This window comes from Providencia sp. PROV116 (genome assembly GCF_028482485.1).
Taxonomy (GTDB): Bacteria; Pseudomonadota; Gammaproteobacteria; order Enterobacterales; family Enterobacteriaceae; genus Providencia; species Providencia rettgeri.
In genome coordinates this window covers 179046-205619 of sequence record NZ_JAMPQO010000001.1, presented here as the reverse complement: position 1 = coordinate 205619, position 26574 = coordinate 179046, and the positions used below count along the sequence as shown (strand labels likewise).

The window sequence follows — 26574 nt, the reverse complement described above, 5'->3', positions numbered from 1 at the left end:
TTACAATTAATGTAATGAGATTTTTTCTCATTATCCAGTTACAATAATAAGGTATGAATTTAACCGTAGAGATCAAATATGAGTCACAACCTTGCTTTATTGCCTAAAGATGAAATGGATAAGGTCAATGTCGACCTTTTGGCTTCTGGTGTTGCATTTAAAGAACGCTATAACATTGCCATCATTGCTGAAGCTGTTGAGCGAGAACAACCTGAACACTTAAGGGACTATTTCAGAGAGCGATTAGTATACTACCGCCAACTGTCACAAAATTTTGCTCGTATGCCTTATGAACCACGTAATCGCTAGGCTCACGGATACACAGAAAAAATGACACAAAAAAGGGATAACCTTAATGGTTATCCCTTGATATTCAATAAAAAATTTATTTAGTTGTATTATATGTCACGGTATTATTTTGGCAGTCTACCGCAACTGAATAATGCAAATCGGATTTTGCACCTCGAACAACCAGCGGTACGGTGTAACCTGTTTCAGTTTTAGTGACTTCACCATCATTGACCCAAGCAACCGCTTTTTTGCCTAAAGCCGCTTTTTCATCTGTCCAATGAGGCAAACGATTATGCATAAAGTCACTTTTCACCTGTGCTGCAATTTGTGGTTCAGTTAACGTACCACAGCTGACGAAAGGCGCAGCTTTGCCTTCTTCATTATTTGCGCTTAACGCAAAAGAACTAAAAACCAGAGCACAAGCACCTAAAATTACAGCAATTTTTCGATTCGCTTCCATACCATCCTCCGATACCTATTACTAGGTAAAGATTTTTGATTAGTTTAGCGGCTTATTTCAGCCTACCAGATACCAGTTATCTTCTGGTTATTATCTAGTCTTCATTGATAAATAGAATGACTTAACTAATATTAATCTATCAGATTTATGCATGAATGTTAATAGTATGTTTATAAATTATTAATTTTCATCATCGAAACGAACGTGGATCTGTTCTTTACCTTGGTGCTTTTCTCTAATTTCATGAGCGACTATTGCAATCGCCTCACCACTACTCATACCTTCCGCCATCAATTGATGAATTTTTTCAACAGCTTCTTGCTGTTCTTCGTGATTAAGTGCTGGCATACCAGAAAACATGGTTTAAACCTCATGAATAAAAGACTAAAATCAATGATTAAGATTTTAACATTTCTTCGACTATTAAGATAAGAATATATGTTAATCTGTATTGATTCACTTGCGGAAATTTAAACTCATCATTATGGTTATCAAAAAAATCCAACTACCTTATAGCCCAAATGCAGCCATTGATTATTTTACCCCATTGGCACACCTGCCATGGGCGATGTTATTACATTCAGGTAATGCAAAACACTCACATAATCGCTTTGATATTATCGTTGCTGACCCGATTGCCACACTGACTACTTATCAGCTTAAAACAACTATTACAGAACAAAATCACGCCTCTCTCGTTTCTGAGTCAGACCCTTTTGAACTCCTTCAAGGATTGCTGGATAAATACCAACCGAAACGCCAGGAAGATAATGAGAGCCCCTTCAACGGGGGGGCTCTCGGCCTTTGGAGTTACGATTTAGGGCGCCGCATTGAAAAATTACCTGAAATTTCGACCACAGAGCTACAGTTTCCAGACATGGCAGTTGGCATCTACTTGTGGGCTCTCATTGTTGATCATCATGATAAAACCACTACATTAATTAGTTATGATGATGTTGATGCTCGGTTAGCTTGGCTAAACAACCAAAAAAGGCCACGTAAAAACAAATTTCAATTAACCTCTGCATGGCAATCCAATATGTCAGAAGAGGCATATCATCATAATATTGCGCGCATCCATGAATATTTACGTAATGGTGATTGCTACCAAATCAATTTAGCGCAAAGATTTAAAGCCAAGTATAAAGGGGATGAATGGAATGCATTTTTAGCACTACTTGATCGCAATGGTGCTCCCTTCTCTTCTTTTATACGTCTTCCCGAAAATGCGGTTATCAGTATTTCACCTGAACGCTTTATCTTTTTGCAAGATGGAGATATTCAAACCCGCCCAATCAAAGGAACGCTTCCGCGCTTAGACAATGAACAAGATGACCTTGCTCAAGTAGCAAAATTGTCTAATTCAGTAAAAGATCGCGCAGAGAACTTAATGATTGTCGACTTGCTGCGTAATGATATTGGCCGCGTCGCCAAACCGGGTACGGTCAGTGTTCCTGAGTTATTTGCTGTTGAAGCTTTCCCGGCAGTACATCATCTGGTTAGTACCGTTACGGCAAAGTTAGATAGCCAATACCGTGCAACTGATTTATTACGAGCGTGTTTTCCTGGCGGGTCAATAACCGGCGCACCGAAAGTCCGTGCAATGGAGATAATTGAAGAATTAGAACCCCATCGCCGACATGGCTATTGTGGAGCAATAGGCTATATTAGTTTCAATGGCAATATGGATAGCAATATTACTATTCGTACTTTACTGACATATAAAAAACAGGTTTATTGTTGGGCTGGCGGTGGTATTGTTGCCGATAGCCAAGCAGACAAAGAGTATCAAGAAACCTTTGATAAATTAAGCCTGATCTTACCTTTATTAGGAGCACTCAATAACGATGACTGAACTGAATAACTTTATCAATCGTTTTCAGTTTACTTTACCGGCTACCCGCCAATTTGAAGCTAAGGCGGGTAAATCGGCGGCTGTTCTTTTACCCATTATCAATAAACCAAACCCAACATTACTTCTCACCCAAAGGTCTCCTTTTTTACGCTCCCATGCAGGCCAAGTCGCCTTTCCTGGGGGGGCTAGTGACCCAGAGGATGGAACGCTTGTGAATACCGCTTTACGTGAAGCTTATGAAGAAGTCGCCATCCCACCGGAAAAAGTCACCGTACTGGGTCAGTTAAGCCCTTTACAAAGTTATGGTGGTTATGAAGTTACGCCAATTGTTGGGCTAGTACCAAATAATATTCAATATCAGGCTAACCCCAGTGAAGTCGCTGATATCTTTGAAGTTCCATTGTTTGATGCGCTTTCATTGCAACATCATAAATATGTCGATATTAAGCGTTCAGGACAGCATAACCGCATCTTTTTTTATTGGTATAAAGGCCATTTAGTTTGGGGATTAACCGCTTCGATTATTCACCAACTTGCCTTGCAGTTAGATTAATGGCTAACACAACTTTTCACCATACAATGCCACTATTGCAGTAAAATCTATTTAAGGTGACAAGATATCGCGTCATATATGACAAAATATACCTCTACCACATGTTGTTTTTTTAGCCATATCACAGACATTTTGTGCTATTTACAATCAATTACCCTTCAGCAACTACCTTATTTCAAAAAATACTTTAAACTTACTGGTTAACACTACTAAATAACAGTAAAGTAGCGCCTTTTAAAATAATGCACTACATTTTCATCTTTTTTTTAAGGAGTCCTGCGTGATAAGCGTTTTCGACATGTTTAAAGTGGGCATAGGCCCTTCAAGCTCTCATACCGTTGGTCCAATGAAAGCTGGGAAAGAATTTGTCGATGATTTAGTAAGCAAAAATTTATTACCTAACGTCACTCGTATTTCAGTGGATGTTTATGGATCATTATCGCTTACTGGAAAAGGGCACCATACTGATATCGCCATTATTATGGGGCTAGCAGGTAATTTGCCTGCCACTGTCGACATTGAATCCATCCCAACTTTTATCAAGAATGTAGAAGAAACAGAAAAGTTATCATTAGCAAATGGCCTTCAAGTCGTTGACTTCCCTAATGAGGGTGGCATGAATTTTCGTCAAGATAACCTGCCATTACACGAAAATGGCATGACCATTCATGCTTTTGCCGATAATGATGAAATTTACACCAAAACCTATTATTCCATTGGTGGTGGTTTCATTGTCGATGCAGAGCATTTTGGCGAATCAACGCTTGATAGCAAACCCGTCTCTTATCCATTTAATTCCGCGGAAGAGCTACTATTAAATTGCAAAAAATCCGGCCTTTCTATTTCTAGCTTAATGATGAAAAACGAGTTAGACCTTCATACCAAAGAAGAAATTGAAGCCTATTTTGCTGATGTATGGCATACCATGCAAGCCTGTATCGAGCGTGGTTTAAATACCGAAGGTGTTTTACCGGGCCCATTACGAGTACCTCGTCGCGCACCGGCACTTAACCGAATGGTGACTTCATCAAGTAAGCTATCTAATGACCCAATGAATGTGGTTGACCTGATCAATATGTATGCCTTAGCCGTAAATGAGGAAAATGCTGCAGGTGGTCGCGTTGTCACAGCCCCGACTAACGGTGCATGTGGTATCGTACCTGCCGTATTAGCTTACTATAATCATTGTATAGAACCTGTAACGCCTGAGTTATATATGCGCTATTTCTTAGCTTCCGGTGCTATTGGTATTTTATACAAAATGAATGCGTCCATATCAGGTGCTGAAGTTGGCTGCCAAGGTGAAGTCGGTGTGGCATGTTCGATGGCCGCGGCTGGCTTGGCCGAATTATTCGGTGGTAGCCCTGAGCAAGTGTGTATTGCTGCTGAAATCGGCATGGAGCACAATTTAGGTTTAACTTGTGACCCTGTCGCTGGCCAAGTACAAGTTCCTTGCATTGAACGAAATGCAATCGCATCTGTTAAAGCGGTAAATGCCACACGTATGGCTCTACGCAGAACAAGCGAACCACGAGTTTCACTTGATAAAGTCATTGAAACTATGTATGAAACAGGGAAAGACATGAATGCAAAATATCGTGAGACATCCCGAGGTGGGTTAGCCATCAAAGTACAATGTGACTAATTTTATTATCATTTAATCCTTAAGCACCCTTTTCTATTCTGTTATCACTTTAAACAGTATTTTGAGGGTGCTTTTTTAGCATGCATTAAAAAGTTTTTTCTAGTTTTGCTATGCTTCTTTTCCCATATAGTCCAATTCAACTAATCAATTACCCACAGTTTTTTCATTGAATTAACTTAATTTTCTTATACTCAACAAACCACATCAAAACAAAATTCATACTATTTTGTGCTAAAGACTGTTTTGACATGACGGAGAGACAACCGTTCCCCATTGAAATTTGGTTGTTTTTTACTCTAAAAATCAATATTACACTATTTTTTTGGCTATTTTTGTTACCGATAACAAAACAATATACCAATAAAATATAAATATTTGGTTTATTAATTTTTTCAAATAAAAATAAACCGCAACTAACTGCGATTTAATATCATTTTTTAGATGTATTCTTATTTTTCTGACGCGAAACAAGTTTTTAGGATAATACGAGATGATATGCTAATAATGTAATTGATACTAACAACACCATGAGTTAGCTCATGAATATTATGAGACGTTTGTAATTATTCAGCTAAAATTATCTTACAGGGGAAACTGATAAAAAGGAGTCTAACTTAAGTGTCCATTTTATCAACAGATGATATTTTGTTTTATCTATCTATGAGGGAAAAATAGTGAGTATAGCTATTATGATTGGTACACACGGAGTCGCTGCAGAGCAGCTTCTTCGAACAACCGAGATGTTAATAGGCGAACAAGAAAATGTGTCGTTTATTGATTTTATCCCTGGGGAAAACGCAGACACCCTATTTGATAAGTACACCCAAAAGCTAACTGATTTAGATACATCAAAGGGTGTCTTATTCCTTGTTGATACGTGGGGAGGCAGTCCATTTAACGCCGCTAGTCGCATTGTTAATGAAAATAGTAATTATGACATTATCACAGGCGTGAATGTTCCAATGTTAGTTGAAACCTTCATGTGCCGTGATGATGATCCATCTATGAATGAGCTAATCACTGTCGCACTTGAAACAGGACGCGGGGGAGTTCGTTCATTTAAATTCAAAGAAGCTGAAGTAGAAGTAGAACCCGCTCCTGTAGCAGCCAGTACCCCTGCCCCAGCACCAGTGAAAGCTGGCCCCGGCGAACATATGGTGATCGCACTTGCTCGTGTTGATGACAGATTAATTCACGGACAAGTCGCAACACGCTGGACGAAAGAAACTCAAGTTAAACGCATTATTGTGGTCAGTGATGACGTGGCTAAAGACCAAGTTCGCTCAACATTACTGAAACAAGTCGCACCACCAGGTGTCACCGCGCATGTTGTCGATGTGGCTAAATGTATTCGCGTTTATAACAACCCGAAATATGCCGGTGAGCGTGTTATGTTGCTTTTCACTAACCCAACTGATGTTAAACGTATCGTCGAAGAAGGCGTTGACGTGAAATCCGTGAATATTGGTGGCATGGCATACCATGATGGGAAAACCATGGTTACAAATGCCGTTTCTATCAACCAAGAAGACATTGATGCATTTAACTATTTGAACGACAAAAATATTGAACTTGAAGTCAGGAAAGTTTCATCAGATAGCAAAGTTTACATGATGGACTTGATTAATAAGCTCAAAAAATAATTTCTATCGCAATTTTTATATTGATTTTAATCCATTACTCAAAACAGATTTTAAAACTTTTGGTTACAGGAGATTAAACAATGGAACTTACCGTTGTTCAAATAGTAATGGTCTTTATCGTCGCGTGTATCGCGGGGATGGGATCAATCCTTGATGAATTCCAATTTCACCGTCCCCTCATTGCTTGTACGCTTATAGGTATCGTTCTGGGAGATATGAAAACGGGTATCATCATCGGTGGTACATTAGAAATGATCGCACTTGGGTGGATGAATATCGGTGCTGCTGTTGCACCTGATGCCGCTTTAGCCTCGATTATTTCAACTATCCTCGTCATTGCCGGTGGTCAAAGTATTGGTGCAGGTATTGCCATTGCCATCCCACTTGCAGCAGCTGGTCAAGTATTAACCATTATCGTTCGTACTGTGACAGTTGCATTCCAACATGCTGCCGATAAAGCCGCCCTCAATGGCAATTTAACGGCTATTGGCTTTATTCATATATCAGCATTACTACTGCAAGCGATGCGTATCGCAATACCCGCGTTGATTGTTGCCATTTCGGTTGGTACATCAGAAGTACAACAAATGTTGGATTCTATCCCACAAGTTGTTACTGATGGTCTTAATATTGCGGGTGGTATGATTGTCGTTGTCGGTTATGCGATGGTCATCAATATGATGCGCGCAGGCTACTTAATGCCATTCTTCTACTTAGGTTTTGTTACCGCGGCATTTACTGACTTCAACCTAGTTGCACTTGGGGTAATCGGTACTGTGATGGCTATTTTATATATCCAACTCAGTCCAAAATACAATAAATCACAAACTGTTGTTACCCAAGGAAATAGTAGCAATAACAACCTTGATAATGAGCTAGACTAGGAGGAACGTATAATGGTAGATATAACAAAACCGACAGCTAAAAAGCTTACACAAAGCGATATTCGCGGCGTATTTTTACGGTCTAACCTATTGCAAGGTTCTTGGAACTTTGAACGTATGCAAGCCCTAGGCTTCTGCTATTCAATGGTCCCGGTTATTCGTCGTCTTTATCCTGAAAATAATGATGATAGAAAACAAGCAATTAAACGTCATCTTGAGTTTTTCAATACCCATCCATATGTTGCAGCGCCTGTTCTGGGTGTCACAATGGCAATGGAAGAGCAACGTGCCAATGGTGCAGACATTGATGACGGTGCAATAAATGGTATCAAAGTCGGTCTAATGGGGCCATTAGCCGGTGTTGGTGACCCAATTTTCTGGGGAACTGTTCGCCCTGTATTTGCGGCTCTCGGTGCCGGTATCGCAATGACAGGTAGCTTACTTGGCCCTCTACTGTTCTTTGTTTTGTTTAACCTTGTACGTTTATTAACCCTTTACTATGGTGTTTCATATGGCTACAAAAAAGGGATTGATATTGTTCAAGATATTGGTGGCGGTTTCCTACAAAAGCTCACCGAAGGAGCATCCATTCTCGGTTTGTTTGTCATGGGGGCATTGGTAAACAAATGGACACATGTCAATATCCCACTTGAAGTTTCACGGATCAAAAACCCAACAACGGGCACTGAAGATATTACCACAGTCCAAATGATCCTTGATCAACTCATGCCTGGCTTAGTCCCGCTATTGCTAACCTTCGCCTGCATGTGGCTGTTGCGTCGTAAAGTCAACGCGTTGTGGATTATTATCGGCTTCTTTGGCTTGGGTATCCTTGGTGCTTGGCTGAACTTCTTAGCGCCATAATTTTCCATCATTATTTGAATTGGGAGGTTGCAGCCTCCCTTTTTTAATTTTAAGCTCTGCATTATGTTTACTTATCCAAGGGCTCACAAATGACCTTCAATGATGCCATTCTTGCTATAATCATTTTGATCATGCTTGTTTATGCGATTTATGATGAATTCATTCAGCATTTGTTAAAGGGTAAAACCTTATTAAAAATTAATCTAAAAAGAAAACATCGAGCAGATGCTATTATTTTTATTGTTCTAATTTGTATCGTTATTTATACAAATATTGTACGCCATGGTAATTTATTAACCACTTACTTATTATTGATTACTATTTTCATGTCAATTTATTTGGCATTTATAAGAACACCAAAGCTATTCTTTAAACAAACTGGTTTTTATTTTGCCAATGCCTTTATATTATATGACAGAATAAAAACAATGAATTTATCCGAAGACGGTATATTAATAATAGGTTTAGAAAAAAAGAAAATTAACATCCAAGTTTCACATCTTGATGATTTACAACGAATTTATGAATTCCTTATTAATCATAAGTAAATAGATTTTATATTGTCACTAAAAACAAGGTTAATTATTAATTTAATTAACCTTGTTTTTGCCAATAACCTTGTTGATAATAATTCTCACTACCGTTTAATATCCACAATTAATTAAGTGTTGCCTTTAATATAAATTATGGTATCTTTCTTTCCACGTCATTGGGGAGTAGCCTGTTCTGGTTTCATATATAATACCAGAAAGTCCGTATCAACATACTCGTTTGGTTTCAAACGTGGTGCGGACACCAAAATTCGGTTGGCAAGACCATAGACACATAAATAAGCCTTTTGGTTGGGGGTAATTTATGTGTATATGGAATCACCCAACCGAGGTTCTGTTATGAGTTTCTATGCTACCCTTATCTTAGCCCTTGCCCTGTCAATGGACGCCTTCGCCGTTGCTATTTGTAAAGGTGCAGTGCTTCATAAACCCCGCTTTAGAGAAATTCTCCGTACTGGTTTTATCTTTGGTTTTATTGAAGCCATTACACCCATTATTGGTTGGGGCATCGGTATTTTAGCCAGCCAATATGTTATCCGCTGGGATCATTGGATTGCATTTGGTTTATTATTTGTTTTAGGTGCTAGGATGATCTGGCAGAGCATTAAAACAAAAGATGAAGAATGCTGTTCTAAACCTTCTAGTCATAGCTCAACAAGCCTGATTTTTTCTGCAATAGCCACCAGCCTTGATGCGATGGCCATCGGCTTAGGCTTAGCATTCTTACAAGTAGATATCGTTCATACTGCAATGACTATTGGCTTAATGACAATGATCATGGCCACTATCGGTATGATGATTGGCCGTTATGTAGGCCCATTACTCGGAAAAAAAGCAGAAATTATCGGTGGATTGGTACTAATAGGTATTGGTTTTAATATCTTATTTGAGCACCTTGAATTATTTATGTATGCCCATTAATTTTTGTGCCCCCTATATGGGGGCAATAGCTCTACTCTGCATTAGATTGATAAACACGAATTAAAAAATCAGCCGTATATTCTTTCACCTCTGCTTTCTGTAAATCCTCTTTAACCTGTTCTGATGCACGCCAAGCAAATGGTGTCATCATCAATAATTCATAAGCTTCTTGCCCAGTCAGCGCCATCTTATAATTTAGTTGGCAACTATCTATTAACGAAAAATTTGGCAGATCTTCATCTTTCGCTGGGTGTAACTTAACCTCATCGTAGATTAACGCTTTTAATTCTTGCAGATGTTCCGCCGCAGGCGTAACGGTTATTAACATACCTTTAGAAACTAATACACGACTTAATTCTTGTGCCTTGCAGGGTGCGTAAATTCGTACAATTCCCCCCAAGCTGTTATCAGAAAATGGCAAGCGATGACTTGTACCAACGCAAAAACGAACGGATTTATAGCGTTTCGCCGCATAACGAATCGCAGCCTTCGAAACATCTAGGCCTAAAACTGTATATTTTTCAAAATGTTTTGCAAGTTCTCGTGAAAAATAGTCTGTGTAATACCCTTCTCCGCACCCAATATCCAGCAGGCTAGCACAAGATGATGGAATAAACTGAATAAGTTTTTCTGCCACCTTTCCACGCATAGGGTGGTAATGCCCTGCATCAAGAAATTGCCTACGCGCTTGCATCATTTCAGCATTATCACCGGGGTCTTTAGAACGTTTATGCTGTACAGGTAACAAGTTAACATAGCCTTCTTTTGCACAATCGAACTGATGATTTTCTGCACAACGATAACTGTTATTAGCAAGATTTAGTGGTGTAAAACAGAGAGGACATTGATAATTCATAGCAGTCACTGATTTAAAAATAAAGGGGAGTATACCATATTCAAATTAGTTTTCTTTCTGTTATATATCTTGCTTTTTAACTGTATTTTTTGTTCTATAAAAGTAATAAAAAAACATTAGCGGGTGTCTCATGATAAAAATTAGGTTAGCAACCCCCGATGAAGCCGAACTTCTTTGGTCTATACGTAACCAAGCCATTCGCCATGGTTGCACAACGAGTTTTGATGCAAAAACGATCCGTGCCTGGACCCCTGATGAAATGCCGGTAAGTTATATACACATTGTGAGGAATAACCCATTCTTTGTCGCGGTAAATAAAAATGATGAGCCCGTTGCAACTGGTTATCTTAATTTAGAGGCTAACAGTGTTGATGCCATATTTACCTTACCACAATACACTGGCTGTGGAGCTGCTAGCTTAATATTAGATGCCATTAAAGCTGAAGCCAAAAAGCGAAATATTAAAAAATTGGTATTAGATTCATCACCAAATGCTGAACGCTTTTATCAGAAACATGGTTTTACTTCGATTAAACATGCTAGCTACTACTCTTGTCTCGCACAAGTCGAGTTAGATTGTGTTCAAATGGAAATTGAAATATAACTTTCAATTTAATTGGAGTTAAAAGCCACTAAGCTATTCTGTGGCTTTATTCTATTTAATATTGACTGTATTTTAGGCTAACTGTATTTGTGAATGCAGTTTTGAATAACAACTAAAAATCAGCAAATTCGGCAATAGGCTTACGCCCATGGGACTCTAAAAAGTCCAATACACGACGTGGAGAAACATTTAAAATTTGTGATTGTGGAAAACTAATTGATTCCAACATTTCAACTACGCGATCAAAACGGCCGAGATACCCGGCAAAATGTGAGTCTGAACCTAATGCAACCCACCCGCCAGTTTCTTTAACTGCCTTAGCTATTTCTAAGCAATTCTGTTGACTACCCGCTCTTGAATGTAGGAATGAAGAGTTATTCATTTCCAAAGCAACATTACACTCTTTCGCGGCTTGCGCTACTGCTTTGATATCAATAGGATATTTAGGGTTGCCTGGATGGGTAATTATTTGCACTTTACCACTACGGATCGTGGCAATCATAGCTTCTGTATTATCAGCTAAACTTTGGGGCTCAAGAACCGGTTCATGAAAACCAGCTAAAATAATATCTAAATGACGAGCGATCTTTTCATTGCAGTCTGTCTCACCCAACTTGTTCTTTATATTTGCTTCAATACCGTACAATAAACCAACACCATCAACAATTCTCGGCAAGATAGGCATATTACCAAAATGCCACTCATGTGGAGCATCTTGCATTTCAGGCCCGTGGTCGGTAATCGCAAATAGTTTGACACCACGGCTTGCGGCCTCAGCGAAATATTCATTAACTGTACTATAAGCATGGGTGCTGGCAATAGTATGCGCATGTAAATCAACTTGATACATAAAATGATATCCTTCTATTTTTTCTACTTGGCTTCCGAGCCTACCTGCTCAGGAAAGATTCAACCAAGCTAACATATCAATTTAAAAGTTTCGATAGTCATTCACCTAAACAGCATTTTATCAACATATTGCAATATATTAGATAATATCCTAAAAAACTTTCAGGATAAAAAAACCCGCGATTATTGCGGGTTAAAATACACAGAATTAAAAATTAACTTAATCAACTAAGATACGTTTATTGGTCGCTCCCCACAAAATTGACATTTCGGTAAATAATGCACCACTGATATCCTCAACCTCTTCGGCAGTAATTTCAGCATTACCTTGTTTACCAAAAAATACAACTTCATCTCCTGGGCTAACGTTTTTTAAATCAGTAACATCAACCATGACTGTATTCATTGATGTTTTTCCTAAAACAGGAACTGTTTGGCCATTAATTAATGCATGTCCCGCATTGCTAAATACACGGCGATATCCATCCGCATAACCTACAGGGATATTTGCTAATACAGAATCACGTTTCAAGGTATACGTTCTATCATAACCCACCGTATTTCCTTTTGGATAATGATTCACAGAGGCAATGCTCGATTTCAGTGTCATCACGCGTTTATAGTCATTTGTCGCAACGGTATCGCCGTAGAAAATGCCACCGACACGTACCATATCCAACCATGATTCAGGTACCGTAATAGTTGCATAAGTATTCGCGACATGTAATGTAATGTCTTCACGCTTTAGCCCTGTCGTATTCAATACTTGTTGAGATTCTTTCTTGAATTTTTTGAGGTCCTTACGGATCTGAGTTTCATCCTCTTCTGGGTAATGAGACATAATACCGACGATTTTTAACTGAGGTAATTGTGAAATCAGCTTAGCTTCATTAAGGCCAGCAAGTGTACTCACCTCTAAACCGTTGCGCGACATCCCGGCTGAGTTCAGTGCCAGATGAATAGGAATCACTTTATTCTGCTTTTTCGCAATCGCATTCAAGCGCTGCGCCATTTCTAAATTACCGATTAACTCTTCCGTTTCATATTGTGTAGCCTGAGCCATTTCTTGCTCTGTCGCACTTCTCACTCTCATTAATCGGCCTTTAAAACCTAAATCTCTCACGGTCTTAAGCTCTTGATTATTTGTTACCCCAATGCATTGCACATTATTTTCAATCATTATTGGTGTAACTAAAGAAAGGTCATGCCCATATGCATCTCCTTTCAAAACGGCACACAGCGAAGATTTATCTCCTAGTAGGTTTTGTACTTTCTTAATATTAAAATCTAATGCGCTGCGAGATATTTCAATCCATGCGTTATTAACCACCACCGGTTGGTTTTGTGTCGCATATGTTTCTACCGGTGTTGTGATATTGTTTGGCTGTTGACAAGCTGTTGCAGCAACCAGTAAAGGGAGTAATGCCAGATACTTCAAACGAAAAGCCACGTGTTGTTCCTTATCTCTAGTGATTTTTACCAAGACATTATTTTTATAATTCTGGGTGGAAATAGATAAAATATGTATCGGTTTTAAATAATACCAACCTTCATACCCCTAACAAGTAATAATTCACTTTTTTTGCATAAAAAGACAAAATATCTTTTTCGAGTTAATTTTTCTTTTTTAGAAATAAAACATTTGGTTGAAATCATCGTAAATCAAATTATTTTTATTATTTAATAGGTTATGGCAATAATTTCACTAACATTTACTTTTGTTACACTTTTTATTTGGCGAATTAACATGCTTAAATGATAATAACTATCAATTAGGAATTTTTACTAAATATCACTCAATCCATAAGGCTATGTTATGAAGTACAAATTACTCACACTCATTATTCCAACACTACTTACTGCCAATGTTGCTAACTCCGCTGAAATGTACAATAAAGATGGTAATAAACTTGATGTATACGGACAAATTGATGTCCGCCATCATATTGCCAAAAGCCGTAGTGGCGAAGATGGTGACGACTCACGTGTCAGACTAGGGCTAAAAGGTGATTCGCAAATCACCGACCAGCTCATTGGCTTTGGGCGTTTTGAATGGGAAACAAAAACTAACCAATCGGAATCAACCGAAGAAAATAGCAATCGTTTAGCTTATGCAGGCTTAAAATTTGCAGATTACGGCTCCCTTGATTATGGCCGCAATTATGGTGTTATTTATGATACCAATGCTTGGACAGACGTATTACCACTCTGGGGAGCGGATACGATGGATCAAGAAGATAATTACATGCTAAGCCGTAACCGCAATTTACTCACTTATCGCAATAATAATGCTTTTGGTTACATTGACGGTTTAAGCTTCGCACTACAATATCAGGGTAAAAATGGTGAAAAAAACCTATCATCCGGAGATGAATTAACCGATAACGGCGATGGTTTTGGCTTATCGACTGCTTATGAGTTAGGTTATGGTATTTCCCTTGGCGGTGGTTACTCCTCATCTTCCCGCACACCAAAACAAAAAGATGCCACAACCAGTAGTGCAACGGGTAAACGCGCCGAAGCATGGAACGTAGGAGGGAAATTTGAATACGAAGACCTCTATCTCGCCGTCATGTATGGCCAAACACTTAATATGAGCCGTTTTGGTAATGATGATATGGAGTCAATAGCAAATAAAACTCAGAATCTTGAAGTGGTTGCCTTATATTCTTTTGACTTCGGTCTAACCCCCTCAATTGGCTATAACTATTCCAAAGGTAAAAACTTAGGCAACTTTGGGGATAAAGAATTAGTGAATTATATCGCTGTCGGCTCAGCTTATGACTTTAATAAAAATTTGAGTGCTGTTATCGATTATAAAATCAACTTGTTAAACGATAATGATTTTACTGACCATTACAAAGTGAATACCGATAATGTGCTTGGCTTAGGGTTAGTGTATCAATTCTAAAATTATTATCCCTAGCGTAAAGTAAAAGCATCCGTTATAGACGGATTGCTTTTACTTTATAATCCTGTTGCTCAATCATGCATTAAATATCTAACTGAATTTAATATATCAGTAAGCCCTACTTTCCCCTCATTAAAATTATCTCTCATCATTTTATAAAAGTTTTAAAATTCGTAATCAGGTAAAAATTTATTATTGCTACAGCATGGCTTCAAAAATACCACTTTAGGTGATATTTATTATCCCTCATCGATAAGTATATATTGACCTAATATCCATTTTATTACCGTTACGATAGACGTCATTGAAGCACAGATATAGTATTTACGAGTACTCTATTGAAGTGCTTTTTAGGTTACCTAAAAATCTAAGAGCATCTATTATAACCATTGTTACTTTTTTCATTCCAGTTCCACCTATAAGCATATAATCAATAAAGTGATCATCACTTAACCAAAGTAAAATGACCTACTCGTCACCAAAAAACAAAAAGGCACCAGTAACTAACTGATGCCTTTGGATTTATCGATAACTAAAAACTGTTATCAACAATAGCTATATTATTCCCACTCAATTGTTGCAGGCGGTTTACCGCTGATATCATAAACAACACGGGAAATGCCATCGACCTCATTAATAATACGGTTTGAAACTCGGCCTAGGAAATCATATGGTAAGTGCGCCCAATGCGCGGTCATAAAGTCGATAGTTTCTACTGCACGTAATGAAACCACCCAGTCGTATTTACGGCCATCACCCATGACGCCAACAGAGCGGACAGGTAAGAATACGGTAAACGCTTGGCTAACTTTATGATATAAATCCGCGTTGTGCAGTTCTTCAATAAAGATAGCATCTGCGCGACGTAATAAGTCACAGTACTCTTTCTTCACTTCACCTAATACGCGAACCCCTAAACCTGGGCCAGGGAATGGGTGGCGATACAGCATGTCGTACGGGAGGCCTAACTCGAGACCAATTTTACGGACTTCATCTTTAAACAATTCTTTTAATGGCTCAACCAAACCAAGTTTCATGTCATCCGGCAGACCACCGACGTTATGGTGAGACTTAATAACATGCGCTTTGCCAGTTGCTGATGCCGCTGACTCAATAACGTCTGGATAAATAGTTCCTTGAGCCAACCATTTGATATTAGGCAGCTTAGATGACTCTTCATCAAATACTTCGATAAATACATGACCAATTTTCTTACGTTTAGCTTCTGGATCGCTGATCCCAGCTAACGCATTTAAGAAGCGATCTTCTGCTTTAGCATGGATAATGTTCAGGTCAAATTTACCTGCAAACATTTCCATCACTTGGTCTGCTTCGTTTAAACGTAATAAACCGTTATCAACAAATACACAGGTTAAACGTTTACCAATTGCGCGGTTTAATAGCAACGCAGTAACCGATGAGTCAACACCACCCGATAGCGCGAGCAGTACATGGTCATCACCAATTTGCTCTTTTAAACGGGCTACCGTGTCTTCAATAATTGCAGCTGGCGTCCACAGTGCCTCACATTGGCAAATATCTTTCACAAAGCGCGTTAAAATATTTAGGCCTTGGTGAGTGTGAGTCACTTCTGGGTGGAATTGAACACCATAGAATTTTTTCTCTTCATTTGCCATGATGGCATATGGGCAGCTTGGCGTGCTGGCAATAGTTTTAAAATCCGCAGGAATAGCGGTAACTTTATCACCATGGCTCATCCAGACATCAAGTACTGGCTTGCCAGCTTCGTTCAGAGAGTCATGAATATCACGGAATAATTCACATTGCTCAGTGATTTCAACATTGGCATAACCGAACTCACGTTCACCAGAGACCTCAACTGCGCCACCCAGTTGCATTGACATGGTTTGCATGCCATAACAAATACCTAATACAGGAACACCTGCATTAAATACGTAATCAGGAGCACGTGGACTATCTGATTCAGTCGTACTTTCTGGCCCACCAGAAAGAATGATACCGTTTGGATTAAATTCTCGAATTTGTTCTTCTGTAACGTCCCACGCCCAGAGTTCACAGTAAACGCCAATTTCACGGATACGACGGGCGATCAGCTGTGTATATTGCGAGCCGAAATCAAGAATAAGAATGCGATGTTTATGGATATTTGTTGTCATTTGAGGAGAATTCCAAAAATTCAAGTCAAAAATAAGAATCGGTGACGCAATCGAACGAATGCGCCACCCTGAGAAATTTTATCGATTATTGCCCCAAACGATAGTTTGGAGATTCTTTCGTGATAGTAACATCATGGACGTGGCTTTCTTGGATACCGGCTCCACTGATACGAACAAATTCTGCTTTTGTTCTCAATGCATCAATAGTACCACAACCTGTCAGCCCCATACAGGAGCGTAAGCCACCCATTTGTTGATGAATGATTTCTTTTAATCGGCCTTTATACGCTACGCGGCCTTCAATACCTTCTGGCACTAATTTGTCTGCCGCATTATCTGATTGGAAGTAACGGTCTGACGAGCCTTTAGACATTGCACCAAGTGAGCCCATACCACGGTATGCTTTGTAAGTACGGCCTTGGAATAAAATAGTTTCTCCTGGAGACTCTTCAGTTCCTGCGAACATTGAGCCTACCATCACACACGCAGCACCTGCCGCGATAGCTTTAGAGATATCGCCAGAGAAACGAATACCACCGTCAGCGATAACTGGAATACCGGTCCCTTCAAGGGCTTCTGCCGCTTCAGCGATAGCAGTAATTTGCGGTACGCCCACGCCTGTTACGATACGAGTCGTACAAATTGAACCTGGGCCAATACCGACTTTAACGGCACTAACACCTGCATCAGCCAGTGCTTTCGCCCCTTCAGCTGTTGCGACGTTACCACCAATAATTTGTAAGTCAGGATATTTTTGACGAGTTTCACGAATACGTTGTAAAACGCCTTCAGAGTGCCCGTGTGATGAGTCGATAAGTAAAACGTCAACACCTGCTGCGACCAGTGCATCAACGCGCTCTTCATTACCGCCACCAGCACCTACTGCGGCACCAACACGTAAACGGCCTTGTTCATCTTTACACGCGTTTGGTTTACGTTCAGCTTTTTGGAAGTCTTTAACGGTGATCATGCCTAACAGGTGGAAATTATCGTCAATGACTAAGGCTTTTTCTACGCGTTTTTCGTGCATTTTTTGTAATACGATTTCGCGTGCTTCGCCTTCTTTCACGGTGACTAAACGTTCTTTTGGCGTCATCACCGCAGTAACAGGTTGGTCTAAGTCTGTGACGAAACGAACATCACGGCCTGTAATAATACCAACTAATGAGTTATCGTTTGCCACGACAGGATAACCTGCAAAGCCATTGCGCTCAGCCATCTCTTGGACTTCACGAATGGTGGTATCAGGTGTTACGGTGACAGGATCAGTAACCACACCACTTTCATGTTTTTTCACGCGACGAACTTCTTCAGCTTGGCGCTCAATAGACATATTTTTATGAATGAAGCCAATACCACCTTCTTGAGCAAGTGCGATAGCCAGATCAGATTCGGTGACGGTATCCATCGCTGCAGAGAGCATAGGAATGTTCAGGCGGATTTTTGCAGTCAGTTGAGTAGAGAGGTCTGCCGTATTTGGCAATACAGTTGAGTGTGCAGGGACGAGTAAAACATCGTCGAAAGTTAGAGCTTCTTTTTTAATGCGTAACATAGGCAATATCCCACCAGGCAGCGTTATGAAAGGGTTAAATATTGCCGCGGCATTATACACACCGTAATCGGTTGCTTCCAGCCTTTTTTTGAAAAAAAACTTGATAACTCCTATAGCTGCGTTAGTATCTATCGATTAAGTCATTGTTTTAAAATTTGATCTGGCTCACATGTCGACTTCACAAAATAACGCGATTTACTCTGTTAGCAAGCTTAACCAATCGGTTCGGGAACTTCTCGATAGCCAAATGGGGCGTATTTGGTTAACAGCTGAAATTTCTAATTTTTCGCAACCCAGTTCAGGTCATTGGTACTTAACCTTAAAAGATGACCGAGCGCAGGTGCGAGCGGCCATGTTCCGTGGACAAAATACACGGGTCACTTTCCGTCCTCAAAATGGCCAGCAAGTTCTAGTTCGAGCGACTGTCACCTTGTACGAACCGCGTGGTGACTATCAATTAATCCTTGAGAGCATGCAACCAGCCGGTGAAGGCTTACTGCAACAACGTTTTGAGCTATTAAAACAAACACTAAGTGCCCAAGGTTTGTTTGATATTATTCATAAAAAACCACTACCTAGCCCAGCTAAATCCGTCGGTATCATTACCTCGGCAACGGGTGCAGCCCTACATGATATTTTAAATATTTTACGTCGTCGCGACCCTTCCCTGCCTATCATTATCTACCCAACGGCCGTTCAAGGTGAGATGGCACCAGCACAAATTGCTCGGATGATTGAGCTAGCAAATTTGCGTCAAGAATGTGATGTGTTGATCGTCGGTCGCGGGGGCGGTTCACTTGAAGATTTATGGGCATTTAATGAAGAAATCGTTGCTAGAGCCATTTTTGCTAGTCAACTGCCTATAATTAGCGCTGTTGGTCATGAGACCGATGTGACGATTGCCGACTATGTGGCGGACGTAAGAGCACCCACCCCATCTGCAGCGGCCGAGCTTGTTAGCCGTAACCAGTTAGAAATGCTCCGTCAGCTAAAATCTGCGCAGCAACACCTTGAAATGGCAATGGATTATTACGTAGCAGGTCAACAACAAAGGTTTGCTCGTTTGCATCACCGTTTACAGCAACAACACCCACAATTACGTTTGGCACGGCAACATAATCAACTTAATTTATTGCAACAAAAATTGGCGCAGTCGATGACTCGACAACTACAAAATTCAACGGTTAAATTCGAAAAAGTTAATCGCCGTTTACTGCAAAATGATTTGCGCCCTCAATTGCAAAAACAGCAGCGACAGTTGCAGCAGACACAGTATCATTTGCAGAATATGGTCACGAGTTTGGTTAATAGTTACCGCCAACGTTTCGCAGTAGCTTGTTCAAAAATGGAAGCGGTTAGCCCATTAGCGACCCTGGCTCGTGGGTTTAGTATCAGTGAAACCGCTAAAGGCACCGTGTTGAAAAAAACCAGCCAAGTGAAAGTCGGCCAACCACTAAAAACTCGCCTTAATGATGGCTGGGTTGAAAGCCAAATCACCCATATTGAGAAGGTTAAAGCCAAAAGAGTATCGAAATAATTATTTTATCCACTTATCTCGATAAAAATAACGAGATAAGTGGTATTAAACTGATACGTTGATTAGAAACGCACCTGTCCGCCAATCATATAAGTGCGCCCTCTAGCTGTTGCATTATTTTTACCGCGTTCTTCCATAATAGCGGTAGAATTTGCACGATTTAGTGCATCCGAATAATTTTTATTCGTGATATTATTGACCGTCATCATCAATTTAAAGTTTTTATTAACTTCATAGTCTGTATATAAATCAATGATTGTAGGTTGTTTTTCATACTTATCTTTTAGTGCATTTCCATCGTTATCAACGATAGACTCTACACCAATTCGTTTTGAAGGGCCGGTCCATGTAATAGTTGTACCTACGGTTAATTTTTCATCCAATAAACGCACACCTGAATCCAAGGTCACATAATAATCAGGAAGCTCAGTGAAATCTCCCGCACTAAAATCAGCAACCTTAGCTATGGAGTTAGGTTGATCCCCAGTTTCTTTGGTATAGGATAATGTTGAATAAACTATACCTGCATCATAATTAGCCTGTAATTCATAGCCACGAAGATTAACATCATGAGGCTCATTGACATACATATAGCTTTTACGCATAAATTCTGGGAATTCTTTGTCCCATACATCATCATTCATTAAACACCAAGCCAGTTCAGCATTTGATCTTGGGCGACAAAGTAAATAAGGCTTACTCGTAATATAGTCTTTAATTTTTGTATGGAACCATAATGCCTTCATATTAAATTGGTCACCTTCAAAAATTAAATCCGGTTTAAAGCTATTAAAACCAACTTGCCATGTCTGTGATTTCTCTTCTTTTAAGAATGGGTTCATTGAATTACCACCTTCTTGAGAATAAAAAACTTCTTGCGTATTCGGCGCTCTCATTGAATGCGCATAACTGACAAATGGCTGGAATTCAGGAATAATTTCTGCTGATAATAAAACTCCGGGGTTAAAACCATTACCCCGTAAATTTAAAGTTGCAGCTTCCTGTGGAAAACAAAAATCTTGATCACCACATGCAGGTTTAAAACCTTTTAAGTGATAATTCATATAATTCAAATCAAAAATTGCTGTATAGATCCCATACTTGGCTTCCAATTGTGTATATGCGCTCGCAAGATCTAACGACCCACTTGGCGAGAATGGATTATAGTTCAACGTATCTTGGTCAATAACAGAACTAACCTCTCGCTCATACTTCGTTTTAGATAACTTAGAACCTATTTTCCATTCAAAATCAATATCACCATAGGAAAACCTGCTTGTATTAGAAAGATTAAGACCATCGCCAATATTTTTGGATTTACCTTGCCTTAATGCCCAACCTAATGAGTCACCTTCAAATTGTTGGTCATTTTTTCCATGACTCGCTAAAACCTCAACATCAATTAATTCATTTAGCGGCGTATATTTATATTTAATATAATAATCTTCACTATTAATCTTTCTTCGTGTGAGCTTATTTTGTAAGAAACGACCACTGAATTCTAATTCATGGCTGTCATTAGGTTTATATTTCAATTTAGCTAATTGCGATTGTGGCTTTTGTTTGAAAGTGGAGTCGGTGGCAAATTCATCACTATCAAACCCATCACCATTTTTATAACTGCCAGGAATATTATGGCCACTAACCGCAATTAAACCGCCAAAATAGCCATCATCTTGCAATAATGTCTTTCCTGCGACCGCTACCATGCCATTATAACCGAGACCATTATCTCCCCAGCTAGCTTTACTACGCAGCCCATATACATTATCTTTAAAAATCACATCATCAATACCGATAGTACGAAAATTTGCACTCCCTGCTAAAGCGTTAACACTATTGCCTCCATTTAATTGCCCTTTCTCTACTTCAACTTCAACAATAAAATTTGGGTCAATTAAAGCGCCAAAATCATTATTTGGCTGTTGTCCATGTGTATATTGACTTGGGGAAATTCCATAATAACTTTGCGTGACACCATCCACCATCATATTCACGCGACCAAAACCACTCAACCCGCGAATATTGATATTAACGGTACCTTGGCTGGCATCCATTTGAGTATAGGTTCCGGGCATAGTACGAATAATTTTATCCATCGATTGCAATTTATTTTCCGTACCCACCGCGCTATAAGCACCCGGTTTTTCCAATGCTTTGACTAATGGCGTTTGTTTCTGCGCACCTGAGACTTTTAATTGGCTAAAATTAACCACACCTTCTTTCTGCTTATTCTGCTGCTGCGTATTTTCAGCCAAAGCAATCCCTTGGGAGCTAGTGGCAATAATGCTAGCAACCATAATTATTGTTTTATTATTCATTAAACCATTCCTGTAAACGTACTGTGTGTCATACGCTCACACTGCTAGCACAGGCCAAATAAAGCCTGTGAAGAGACTCAGCAACAATGTCATTCATATTGTTGCTGGCCTGAAATCACCTAAATTTTATAGGTTAATTATTATTTTAAATGTGGAAAATATTTATCTTTATTTTCAAGCATGAGAATAAAACTATATTCTTGGGCGATATCATCTAGTGCATTAAAACGCCCTGATTTACCACCATGCCCCGCATTCATATTAGTTTCTAATAATAATAATGAATTGCCTTGTTTAATATCTCGTAATTTAGCTACCCATTTTGCAGGTTCCCAATATTGAACTTGAGAGTCATGTAACCCTGTCGTCACTAAAATATGTGGGTAATGTTGTGCTTTGATATTGTCATAAGGGCTATACGCTTTAATTCGCCAGTAATCTTCTTCATTTTCAGGGTTACCCCACTCATCGTATTCCCCGGTGGTCAGAGGGATTGATGGGTCTAACATTGTGGTTACCACATCAACAAATGGAACAGCGGAAACAACCCCCTCGTATAAATCAGGCGCCATATTCACAACCGCTCCCATTAATAAGCCACCCGCACTGCCCCCCATGGCATACACATGTCCTGCTTTACCATAACCTTCTGATAATAACCCTTTGGTTGCATCAATAAAGTCAGTAAAGGTATTCATCTTGTGGATTGTTTTGCCTTGTATGTACCAATTTTTACCTAAATCACCACCACCACGAATATGTGCAATCGCGTAAACAAAGCCACGATCCAATAAAGACAAACGAGATGAACTAAATGAAGGATCAATGCCATACCCATAAGCGCCATAACCATAGACTAACAATGGATTTTGGCCATGTTTGAATAGATCTTTACGGTAAACTAAAGAAACCGGGACTTTTACCCCATCTTGTGCAGTAACCCAAATACGCTCACTTTGGTAGTTTTGCTTATTAAAATCTTTAACTTCTTCTTGTTTTAACAGCTGCTTTTCTTGAGTCAGCATATTAATTTCATATACTGAAGACGGTGTGGTCATTGATGAGTAACCGTAGCGTAGTTTATCCGTATCTGGCTCAGGGTTATTTCCGATCCACGCCATGTATGTTGGGTCATCAAAGCTCACTTGGTTTTCTTTATTAGTTAACCAACTGATTTGGCGAATATTCACTAAACCATTTTGGCGTTCTTCCACAACTAACCAATTATTAAATAAAGCAAAACCTTCAAGATCAACCCCATCACGCGGTGCAATAAAGCTTACCCATGGTGCTGAAATATTGTCTGCAATATATAAACCAAATAATGGATGCTGGTGATTAGAACGAATATAGAATTTACCATTGAAATGGTCAGGATAGTACTCAACCCCCGTTTGACGTGGTTTTAAAATTTTAACGTCATTTTGTGGCTGATTGGCATCAATTAAACGGTACTCAGAGGTTTCAGTACTCGTGATCCCCATTAAAATAAAATCTTTTGAAGTCGATTTCGTTAAACTAACGTAAAAAGTATCATCCTTTTCTTCATACACCAGTTTATCTTGAGTTTGCTGTGTACCATATAGATGTTTAACCACTTGATAAGGTAGCAATGTTTGCTTGTCCTTATTCACATAGAATAGCGTTTGGTTGTCATTAGCCCAGACAATATTACCTGAAGTATTAGTTAATACATTTTCCTGCCACTTGCTCTCATCAATTTTGCGAAATGATACTGCAAATTCATTACGTCCTTGGCGATCTTCAGCAATCGCTAGCGTGGTATTATCCGGCGAAATCGCTAACGCTCCCATACGATAATATTCAGTGCCTTCGGCTCGTTCATTACCATCAACTAATACAACCCATTCATCTTGGCTATTTACAGGGCGTCTTTCAAAGATAGAATAATTTTTCCCCGCGACAACTCGTGAACGGTAGGTATAACCATTATAATCATAGGGAACTGACTCATCGTCCTGCTTCATACGTGAAAACAATTCATCGTAAATTTCTTTTTTTAACGATTCACCTTTTGCAAGTTGCTGCTGCGTATAATTATTCTCTTGCGTTAAATATTCGATGATTTCTGGAGACTCGCGTTGATCATCTCTTAACCAATAATAGTTATCTACACGGGCATCTCCGTGAGTGGTGATAGTATAAGGTTGTTTTTTGGCTATTGGTGCTGACATTCTATCCTCCGCAGCACTGGTTGCTGCATATAAACCAAGTAATGTAATAAAACAAAACTCAGTGAGTTTATTACGCATAATTTATCCAATCTATTTTTCATTAAGAGTAAAATCAATAGGTATCCTGACAGTTACCCGCCCATTGATTAAAATTTCAGCTGGGGGTTCAGGTAAAGGTGCTGCTCTCGATAGCACCTGCAATGCTTCTCTATCCAAAGATCGTGTTGCTGATGAACTTACTAGGTCGCTACCAAGCAAAAAACCTTGTGGGTCAACCGTAAATGTTACTGTTGATTGACCGACTCGCCCCCGCCTTACGGCGTCTTCAGGAAACCGCTTGTATTTATTTAGTTTCCCCAATACTTGTGCTTCCCATAGCCTTTTCGCGTTATCTACCGATTGTGACTGGCTATTAAATTCTGCGGCAATTTTTTGAGTTTGTAATGGCGCTGCAGCATCACTGGTGACAGGGGCATCATTGGCTTTTGAATCAGTCGCTTGTTTTTGTTCAACCGCCTGCTTTTCATGCTTTTGTTTTTTGACTTCAGCAGTTCGTTTTGTACTCACCGCTTTAGCGACTTGCACTTCAGCCTGCTCATTGATGGCTAATGGTGGGATAATTTTCTCTTCCGATGGGGCTTCATGAGCCTGGCTCGCCACCGATAACTCTTGTAGTTGGCCAATGTTAGCTTCTGTCAATTGTTCGGCTTGCGATTCAATCGAAATCTCCATCACCACTGATGGCGGAGGCAATAACTCATCCCATTGTTGATTGTGAGTTACCCATATATACAACCCAACAACCCCAATATGAAGAGCAATTGCCAATGCGAAGCCCCCACTTATCTTCGTTGTTCGCCTTAAATACTCATTTTCAAATGTTGTTATACTCATTTTTATCTTATGCACTGACGTATTTATGTATAAATGCAAATGATAATTAATAACAAATGAAAATGGAAATCATTTCTTACTGGAAATAAAGATTACTTCACAAAATTAACTTTTTTGAAATCATTAGCTTGCTATTACTTAGTCATCCTTTAGGCGTGTACCACACAAAATCAGCATGTAAATGGTCTATTTCTTCACCTCTTTCTGAAATAATTAATACTTTTACGGGTTCTTCGGGCGCTAGGTCTTGCACATGTAAAGGCACACCAATTGCTCTTGTTGCATGATAGCCACCTGCGAATAGAAGCGCGGGTGTAGGTGCATTTAATAACGACTCTGCCATACGGCGGTCACGCAACTGCTGTATAAAGGTCATTTTAGCCACTTGTTCCGCTGTCAGTTCCCCACCATGAGAACTTTCAATCGTTTTACTGATAAGTTCTTGAACAATGGGTTGAGCTGAATATTGCCCCGTTACTGATGACGGGTTAGCGTAGGCGGCAAGTACCTCTTTTTTATCTAGGTTTGCCGACAGTAGCGGATAAGGCGAGCTCAGCAAATGGCGGATTAAAGCCCCATATTGCTCCCAAGGCCAACCACTATTCCAATTTAAGGCGGACTGTAGCTTTTCGTCACGAATATAAGGGTTATTTTGCATCTGCGCCTGTACACGGTTCACACTATTTTGCTGCGACGGTGTCAACATTTCGAGTAGAACCGCACCTTGAGGCCGTATTTTGGGCATTTCTTGTGCAAGCCATTGCTCAATTTGGTGGTGATAATGGTTATCATGCTTTTCTCCGACAATGACGCGTGGAGATTGAGCAAGCTGCTCGATTAATTGCTGAGGTGTTAAAGACTTACCTGTTGCTAAGTCAATAATTTGGTTGCTTACTGTTAGTTGGCTATCTAATTGTACGATTGTCGGTTCAATTTTTTGTGTACAACCGATAAGGAAAAATAACCCAACCATTAAAGTGGCTATTTGAGAGGTCAATCTTATTGAAATCATTATGCTTTCCATCTTATGTCGTCAAGCTAATAAGATAC

23 protein-coding genes and 1 riboswitch are annotated in these 26574 nt (G+C 39.5%); of the genes, 12 read left to right on the top strand and 11 right to left on the bottom strand.

Going from position 1 to position 26574, the window contains the following annotated elements; translation table 11 throughout:
• Positions 1-78: 78 nt before the first annotated feature.
• Entirely contained in the window at positions 79-309 is a 231-nt protein-coding gene (locus tag PSE72_RS01050; protein ID WP_004911258.1) for a DNA polymerase III subunit theta, read from the top strand.
• A 76-nt stretch (positions 310-385) separates the two neighbouring features.
• Here the strand turns inward: PSE72_RS01050 and yebF are convergent, their stop codons facing one another.
• A complete protein-coding gene (yebF, locus tag PSE72_RS01045; RefSeq protein ID WP_272690866.1) occupies positions 386-751 on the bottom strand; it encodes a protein YebF in 366 nt (121 codons plus the stop codon).
• A gap of 180 nt (positions 752-931) precedes the next feature.
• On the bottom strand, positions 932-1111 hold the full coding sequence (locus PSE72_RS01040) for a YoaH family protein (RefSeq protein WP_004911263.1): 180 nt from the start codon (positions 1109-1111) through the stop codon (positions 932-934).
• A gap of 124 nt (positions 1112-1235) precedes the next feature.
• Between PSE72_RS01040 and pabB the strand changes: the two genes are divergently transcribed.
• The 8 genes from pabB (at position 1236) to mntP (ending at position 9667) form a co-directional block, all read left to right on the top strand.
• The gene (gene pabB, locus PSE72_RS01035) at positions 1236-2606 is read left to right on the top strand and encodes an aminodeoxychorismate synthase component 1 (RefSeq protein ID WP_198641091.1); all 1371 of its coding nucleotides are present in this window, start codon (positions 1236-1238) and stop codon (positions 2604-2606) included.
• On the top strand, positions 2599-3159 hold the full coding sequence (locus PSE72_RS01030; protein ID WP_109912500.1) for a CoA pyrophosphatase: 561 nt from the start codon (positions 2599-2601) through the stop codon (positions 3157-3159). Before pabB ends, PSE72_RS01030 begins: the two co-directional genes overlap by 8 nt.
• 280 nt (positions 3160-3439) lie before the next feature.
• Complete coding sequence (locus tag PSE72_RS01025) at positions 3440-4804, top strand: L-serine ammonia-lyase (RefSeq protein WP_115167165.1); 1365 nt, start codon at positions 3440-3442, stop codon at positions 4802-4804.
• Positions 4805-5478: 674 nt separating this feature from the next.
• Positions 5479-6447 (top strand): PTS mannose transporter subunit IIAB, encoded by a 969-nt coding sequence (gene manX / locus PSE72_RS01020; protein WP_204163271.1) that lies wholly within the window; start codon positions 5479-5481, stop codon positions 6445-6447.
• 80 nt (positions 6448-6527) lie between these two features.
• Positions 6528-7331 (top strand): PTS mannose/fructose/sorbose transporter subunit IIC, encoded by an 804-nt coding sequence (locus PSE72_RS01015; RefSeq protein ID WP_004253851.1) that lies wholly within the window; start codon positions 6528-6530, stop codon positions 7329-7331.
• Positions 7332-7343: 12 nt separating this feature from the next.
• Entirely contained in the window at positions 7344-8195 is an 852-nt protein-coding gene (locus tag PSE72_RS01010) for a PTS mannose transporter subunit IID (protein ID WP_102138691.1), read from the top strand.
• Positions 8196-8284: 89 nt separating this feature from the next.
• Entirely contained in the window at positions 8285-8743 is a 459-nt protein-coding gene (locus PSE72_RS01005) for a DUF986 family protein (protein ID WP_115167164.1), read from the top strand.
• Positions 8744-8894: 151 nt separating this feature from the next.
• A riboswitch (yybP-ykoY riboswitch) is annotated at positions 8895-9039 on the top strand.
• Between the two features lie 46 nt (positions 9040-9085).
• Positions 9086-9667 (top strand): manganese efflux pump MntP, encoded by a 582-nt coding sequence (gene mntP / locus PSE72_RS01000; RefSeq protein ID WP_004911288.1) that lies wholly within the window; start codon positions 9086-9088, stop codon positions 9665-9667.
• A gap of 31 nt (positions 9668-9698) precedes the next feature.
• Here the strand turns inward: mntP and rlmA are convergent, their stop codons facing one another.
• Positions 9699-10523, bottom strand: coding sequence for a 23S rRNA (guanine(745)-N(1))-methyltransferase (gene rlmA, locus PSE72_RS00995; RefSeq protein ID WP_115167163.1), 825 nt, complete (start codon positions 10521-10523; stop codon positions 9699-9701).
• A gap of 133 nt (positions 10524-10656) precedes the next feature.
• On the opposite strand from rlmA, the gene PSE72_RS00990 reads away from it, so the two are divergent.
• Positions 10657-11127: a GNAT family N-acetyltransferase gene (locus PSE72_RS00990; RefSeq protein WP_198641315.1), complete on the top strand. Its 471-nt coding sequence runs from the start codon at positions 10657-10659 to the stop codon at positions 11125-11127.
• 112 nt (positions 11128-11239) lie between these two features.
• On the opposite strand, the gene PSE72_RS00985 is transcribed toward PSE72_RS00990, so the two are convergent.
• Both PSE72_RS00985 and alr read right to left on the bottom strand, forming a co-directional pair.
• Positions 11240-11977: a phosphatase gene (locus PSE72_RS00985; RefSeq protein WP_198641090.1), complete on the bottom strand. Its 738-nt coding sequence runs from the start codon at positions 11975-11977 to the stop codon at positions 11240-11242.
• 219 nt (positions 11978-12196) lie between these two features.
• Positions 12197-13426 (bottom strand): alanine racemase, encoded by a 1230-nt coding sequence (gene alr / locus PSE72_RS00980; RefSeq protein WP_109912497.1) that lies wholly within the window; start codon positions 13424-13426, stop codon positions 12197-12199.
• Between the two features lie 366 nt (positions 13427-13792).
• On the opposite strand from alr, the gene PSE72_RS00975 reads away from it, so the two are divergent.
• Positions 13793-14887 carry a porin gene (locus tag PSE72_RS00975; RefSeq protein WP_115167160.1) on the top strand — a complete coding sequence of 365 codons (1095 nt, stop codon included), beginning with the start codon at positions 13793-13795 and terminating at the stop codon, positions 14885-14887.
• A 560-nt stretch (positions 14888-15447) separates the two neighbouring features.
• Here PSE72_RS00975 and guaA read toward each other — a convergent pair.
• Positions 15448-17025: a glutamine-hydrolyzing GMP synthase gene (gene guaA, locus PSE72_RS00970; protein WP_110731973.1), complete on the bottom strand. Its 1578-nt coding sequence runs from the start codon at positions 17023-17025 to the stop codon at positions 15448-15450.
• Positions 17026-17110: 85 nt separating this feature from the next.
• On the bottom strand, positions 17111-18577 hold the full coding sequence (guaB, locus tag PSE72_RS00965) for an IMP dehydrogenase (protein WP_115168278.1): 1467 nt from the start codon (positions 18575-18577) through the stop codon (positions 17111-17113).
• Positions 18578-18746: 169 nt separating this feature from the next.
• Between guaB and xseA the strand changes: the two genes are divergently transcribed.
• Complete coding sequence (gene xseA, locus PSE72_RS00960; protein WP_115167159.1) at positions 18747-20114, top strand: exodeoxyribonuclease VII large subunit; 1368 nt, start codon at positions 18747-18749, stop codon at positions 20112-20114.
• Between the two features lie 62 nt (positions 20115-20176).
• Here the strand turns inward: xseA and PSE72_RS00955 are convergent, their stop codons facing one another.
• From PSE72_RS00955 to PSE72_RS00940, 4 genes are all read right to left on the bottom strand, one after another.
• Complete coding sequence (locus PSE72_RS00955) at positions 20177-22435, bottom strand: TonB-dependent receptor domain-containing protein (RefSeq protein ID WP_198641088.1); 2259 nt, start codon at positions 22433-22435, stop codon at positions 20177-20179.
• A 140-nt stretch (positions 22436-22575) separates the two neighbouring features.
• On the bottom strand, positions 22576-24708 hold the full coding sequence (locus PSE72_RS00950) for a S9 family peptidase (RefSeq protein WP_198641087.1): 2133 nt from the start codon (positions 24706-24708) through the stop codon (positions 22576-22578).
• A gap of 12 nt (positions 24709-24720) precedes the next feature.
• Positions 24721-25524, bottom strand: a complete 804-nt coding sequence (locus tag PSE72_RS00945) for a cell envelope integrity protein TolA (RefSeq protein WP_115167157.1) — start codon at positions 25522-25524, stop codon at positions 24721-24723.
• Between the two features lie 142 nt (positions 25525-25666).
• Positions 25667-26536 carry a ChaN family lipoprotein gene (locus PSE72_RS00940; RefSeq protein ID WP_004911323.1) on the bottom strand — a complete coding sequence of 290 codons (870 nt, stop codon included), beginning with the start codon at positions 26534-26536 and terminating at the stop codon, positions 25667-25669.
• Positions 26537-26574 lie beyond the last annotated feature (38 nt).